Source organism: Microbacterium sp. CR_7, from assembly GCF_041954755.1.
In the GTDB taxonomy this organism is placed as follows: Bacteria; Actinomycetota; Actinomycetes; order Actinomycetales; family Microbacteriaceae; genus Microbacterium.
In genome coordinates this window covers 1-5,517 of the sequence record NZ_JAVAYF010000013.1, presented here as the reverse complement: position 1 = coordinate 5,517, position 5,517 = coordinate 1, and the positions used below count along the sequence as shown (strand labels likewise).

The following is a 5,517-nucleotide window of genomic DNA, read 5'->3' as shown; positions in this document are numbered from 1 at the left end:
GTCTAAAAGGAGTCCGGCGGTGTCCTACTCTCCCACAGGGTCCCCCCTGCAGTACCATCGGCGCTGTGAGGCTTAGCTTCCGGGTTCGGAATGTAACCGGGCGTTTCCCTCACGCTATGGCCGCCGAAACACTATTGATGTTTCAATCGTTGCATAACGACATAAGTCTTAGTTATGCGGTTCTCGACCGTACATCGAGAACCACTCAGTGGACGCAAGCACCAACGAACGGTGTGTTATCAAGTCATCGGCTTATTAGTACCAGTCAGCTGCACACGTTACCGTGCTTCCACATCTGGCCTATCAACCCAGTAGTCTGGCTGGGAGCCTCTCACCCGAAGGTATGGAAGTCTCATCTTGAGGCCGGCTTCCCGCTTAGATGCTTTCAGCGGTTATCCATCCCGAACGTAGCTAATCAGCGGTGCTCCTGGCGGAACAACTGACACACCAGAGGTTCGTCCAACCCGGTCCTCTCGTACTAGGGTCAGATCCTCTCAAACTTCCTACGCGCGCAGCGGATAGGGACCGAACTGTCTCACGACGTTCTAAACCCAGCTCGCGTACCGCTTTAATGGGCGAACAGCCCAACCCTTGGGACCTACTCCAGCCCCAGGATGCGACGAGCCGACATCGAGGTGCCAAACCATGCCGTCGATATGGACTCTTGGGCAAGATCAGCCTGTTATCCCCGAGGTACCTTTTATCCGTTGAGCGACAGCGCTTCCACAAGCCACTGCCGGATCACTAGTCCCGACTTTCGTCCCTGCTCGACCTGTCAGTCTCACAGTCAAGCTCCCTTGTGCACTTACACTCGACACCTGATTGCCAACCAGGTTGAGGGAACCTTTGGGCGCCTCCGTTACTTTTTGGGAGGCAACCGCCCCAGTTAAACTACCCACCAGGCACTGTCCCTGAACCGGATTACGGTTCGAAGTTAGATATCCAGAGTGACCAGAGTGGTATTTCAACAATGACTCCACATGAACTGGCGTCCATGCTTCACAGTCTCCCACCTATCCTACACAAGCCACACCGAACACCAATACCAAGCTGTAGTAAAGGTCACGGGGTCTTTCCGTCCTGCTGCGCGTAACGAGCATCTTTACTCGTAATGCAATTTCGCCGAGTTCGCGGTTGAGACAGTTGGGAAGTCGTTACGCCATTCGTGCAGGTCGGAACTTACCCGACAAGGAATTTCGCTACCTTAGGATGGTTATAGTTACCACCGCCGTTTACTGGGGCTTAAATTCTCAGCTTCGCCTTGCGGCTAACCGGTCCTCTTAACCTTCCAGCACCGGGCAGGCGTCAGTCCGTATACATCGTCTTGCGACTTGGCACGGACCTGTGTTTTTAGTAAACAGTCGCTACCCACTAGTCTCTGCGGCCACCACACCCTTTTCCCAGCAAGTGGGTATAAGTGGATGGCCCCCCTTCTCCCGAAGTTACGGGGGCATTTTGCCGAGTTCCTTAACCACGATTCTCTCGATCTCCTTGGTATTCTCTACCTGACCACCTGAGTCGGTTTGGGGTACGGGCAGCTAGAACCTCGCGTCGATGCTTTTCTTGGCAGCATAGGATCATCCACTTTTTATCCGCATCGTGTCTCAGCCTGTATGAGTCACGGATTTGCCTATGACTCGGCCTACGCACTTGCACCAGGACAACCATCGCCTGGCTTGGACTACCTTCCTGCGTCACACCTGTTAATACGCTAACCGCACCAGCATGGGGTCGTGCGCTAGGCCCACAGCGTCACCCCGAAGGGATCAGTCAGTGGGATTCAGACACTTAGCACTACTGGATTAGTTTGGGCGGTTCTTCGCCGGTACGGGAATATCAACCCGTTGTCCATCGACTACGCCTGTCGGCCTCGCCTTAGGTCCCGACTTACCCAGGGAAGATTAGCTTGACCCTGGAACCCTTGGTCTTTCGGAGGACGTGTTTCTCACACGTCTTTCGCTACTCATGCCTGCATTCTCACTCGTGTAGCCTCCACGGCTGGGTTACCCCGCCGCTTCGCTGGCCACACGACGCTCTCCTACCCATCAACACGGCTGGACCACGAAGGCCTACCAATAATGTCAATGCCACAACTTCGGTGGCGTGCTTGAGCCCCGTTACATTGTCGGCGCGGAATCACTTGACCAGTGAGCTATTACGCACTCTTTCAAGGGTGGCTGCTTCTAAGCCAACCTCCTGGTTGTCAGAGCAACTCCACATCCTTTCCCACTTAGCACGCGCTTTGGGACCTTAGTTGGTGGTCTGGGTTGTTTCCCTCTCGACTATGAAGCTTATCCCCCACAGTCTCACTGCTGCGCTCTCACTTACCGGCATTCGGAGTTTGGCTGACGTCAGTAACCTTGTAGGGCCCATCGGCCATCCAGTAGCTCTACCTCCGGCAAGAAACACGCAACGCTGCACCTAAATGCATTTCGGAGAGAACCAGCTATCACGAAGTTTGATTGGCCTTTCACCCCTATCCACAGCTCATCCCCTCAGTTTTCAACCTAAGTGGGTTCGGCCCTCCACGACGTCTTACCGTCGCTTCAGCCTGGCCATGGATAGATCACTTCGCTTCGGGTCTAGGACATGCGACTGAATCGCCCTATTCAGACTCGCTTTCGCTACGGCTACCCCACACGGGTTAACCTCGCCACATATCGCTAACTCGCAGGCTCATTCTTCAAAAGGCACGCTGTCACACCTACCAGGGGTGCTCCAACGGTTTGTAAGCAAACGGTTTCAGGTACTATTTCACTCCCCTCCCGGGGTACTTTTCACCTTTCCCTCACGGTACTTGTCCGCTATCGGTCATCTGGGAGTATTTAGGCTTATCAGGTGGTCCTGACAGATTCACACGGGATTTCACGGGCCCCGTGCTACTTGGGATACTCTTCGCGCCAAGCAAGGCATTTCGACTACGGGGTTGGCACCCTCTATGACCGGCCTTTCAAGACCGTTCGTCTATACCTTCTTGTAACGCCGCCATCTCGGCAGAAATGACTGAAAAGTCCCACAACCCCGAACGTGCAACTCCTGCCGGATATCACACACGCTCGGTTTAGCCTGATCCGGTTTCGCTCGCCACTACTAACGGAATCGCGGTTGCTTTCTCTTCCTGTGGGTACTGAGATGTTTCACTTCCCCACGTTCCCTCTACCCGCCCTATATATTCAGGCGGGAGTCACTAGGTCGGCACGCCGCCCAGCGGGGTTTCCCCATTCGGACACCCTCGGATCAAAACTTGCTTATCAGTTCCCCGAGGCTTATCGCAGATTGCTACGTCCTTCTTCGGCTCCAGATGCCAAGGCATCCACCGTTTGCTCTTAAAGACTTGAAATCACATGAGTTCGAATCGATCGCCACACCCCGAAAGGCATGGAGATTGACTAATGATCTTTAAGATCATCTTGCGCAACCGATCAAAGATCAGTTGCAAGATGCTCGCGTCCACTGTGTAGTTCTCAAAGTACGGGCGGTACCCCTCACCACTTGCCCCACAGGACAAACAACAAGAGGCCCAGAGGTCCAGTCAGGCCCGAAGGCCGGCCCGGTCCCTCAGGACCCAACAGCGTGCAGCCGCCTGCTTGCATCCCCCACCGTTCCCAATCCGAAGACCGTACTAACTGGAGTCAGCTGCGCTGACGGCATGTCAAATGTTCCACCCATGAGCTCCCAGCGAAGAACGTATGCCTTCGATCTGGGTTCTGGACGCCGAAGCGTCAGATGCTCCTTAGAAAGGAGGTGATCCAGCCGCACCTTCCGGTACGGCTACCTTGTTACGACTTAGTCCTAATTACCGATCCCACCTTCGACGGCTCCCTCCACAAGGGTTAGGCCACCGGCTTCAGGTGTTACCGACTTTCATGACTTGACGGGCGGTGTGTACAAGACCCGGGAACGTATTCACCGCAGCGTTGCTGATCTGCGATTACTAGCGACTCCGACTTCATGAGGTCGAGTTGCAGACCTCAATCCGAACTGGGACCGGCTTTTTGGGATTCGCTCCACCTCGCGGTATTGCAGCCCTTTGTACCGGCCATTGTAGCATGCGTGAAGCCCAAGACATAAGGGGCATGATGATTTGACGTCATCCCCACCTTCCTCCGAGTTGACCCCGGCAGTATCCCATGAGTTCCCACCATTACGTGCTGGCAACATAGAACGAGGGTTGCGCTCGTTGCGGGACTTAACCCAACATCTCACGACACGAGCTGACGACAACCATGCACCACCTGTTTACGAGTGTCCAAAGAGTTGACCATTTCTGGCCCGTTCTCGTATATGTCAAGCCTTGGTAAGGTTCTTCGCGTTGCATCGAATTAATCCGCATGCTCCGCCGCTTGTGCGGGTCCCCGTCAATTCCTTTGAGTTTTAGCCTTGCGGCCGTACTCCCCAGGCGGGGAACTTAATGCGTTAGCTGCGTCACGGAATCCGTGGAATGGACCCCACAACTAGTTCCCAACGTTTACGGGGTGGACTACCAGGGTATCTAAGCCTGTTTGCTCCCCACCCTTTCGCTCCTCAGCGTCAGTTACGGCCCAGAGATCTGCCTTCGCCATCGGTGTTCCTCCTGATATCTGCGCATTCCACCGCTACACCAGGAATTCCAATCTCCCCTACCGCACTCTAGTCTGCCCGTACCCACTGCAGGCCCGAGGTTGAGCCTCGGGATTTCACAGCAGACGCGACAAACCGCCTACGAGCTCTTTACGCCCAATAATTCCGGATAACGCTTGCGCCCTACGTATTACCGCGGCTGCTGGCACGTAGTTAGCCGGCGCTTTTTCTGCAGGTACCGTCACTTTCGCTTCTTCCCTGCTAAAAGAGGTTTACAACCCGAAGGCCGTCATCCCTCACGCGGCGTTGCTGCATCAGGCTTCCGCCCATTGTGCAATATTCCCCACTGCTGCCTCCCGTAGGAGTCTGGGCCGTGTCTCAGTCCCAGTGTGGCCGGTCACCCTCTCAGGCCGGCTACCCGTCGACGCCTTGGTGAGCCATTACCTCACCAACAAGCTGATAGGCCGCGAGCCCATCCCCAACCAAAAAATCTTTCCAGTAACTGACCATGCGGCCGCTACTCGTATCCAGTATTAGACGCCGTTTCCAGCGCTTATCCCAGAGTCAGGGGCAGGTTGCTCACGTGTTACTCACCCGTTCGCCACTGATCCCACAGAGCAAGCTCCGTGTTCACCGTTCGACTTGCATGTGTTAAGCACGCCGCCAGCGTTCATCCTGAGCCAGGATCAAACTCTCCGTAAAAAAGAAATGCATACGAACACCGGGAAAACGATGAACGCAGCGAGTTTGATGCTGACCAAAGAGATAAATCATTGCTGACTATCCATCGCCACTCCCGAAAGAGTGGTCTTTGATCCAAAGGAATCTCACCCCACCGAAGTGGAGTCGAGGTTATTTGGCATTTGACAAGTGCACGCTGTTGAGTTCTCAAGGATCGGACGCTCCCCCGACCCAACCATCACAGTCAGGCCCGAAGGGCAACTTCTCAATCTTACC

3 rRNA genes are annotated in these 5,517 nt (G+C 54.8%); all 3 read right to left on the bottom strand.

The features are described from left to right. Positions 1-11: 11 nt before the first annotated feature. A 5S ribosomal RNA gene (rrf, locus tag RAC81_RS16925) occupies positions 12-128 on the bottom strand. Between the two features lie 107 nt (positions 129-235). After that, positions 236-3,340, bottom strand: a 23S ribosomal RNA gene (locus tag RAC81_RS16920). A 397-nt stretch (positions 3,341-3,737) separates the two neighbouring features. Then, positions 3,738-5,262, bottom strand: a 16S ribosomal RNA gene (locus RAC81_RS16915). Together the 16S, 23S and 5S rRNA genes form the textbook arrangement of a ribosomal RNA operon. Positions 5,263-5,517: the final 255 nt, after the last annotated feature.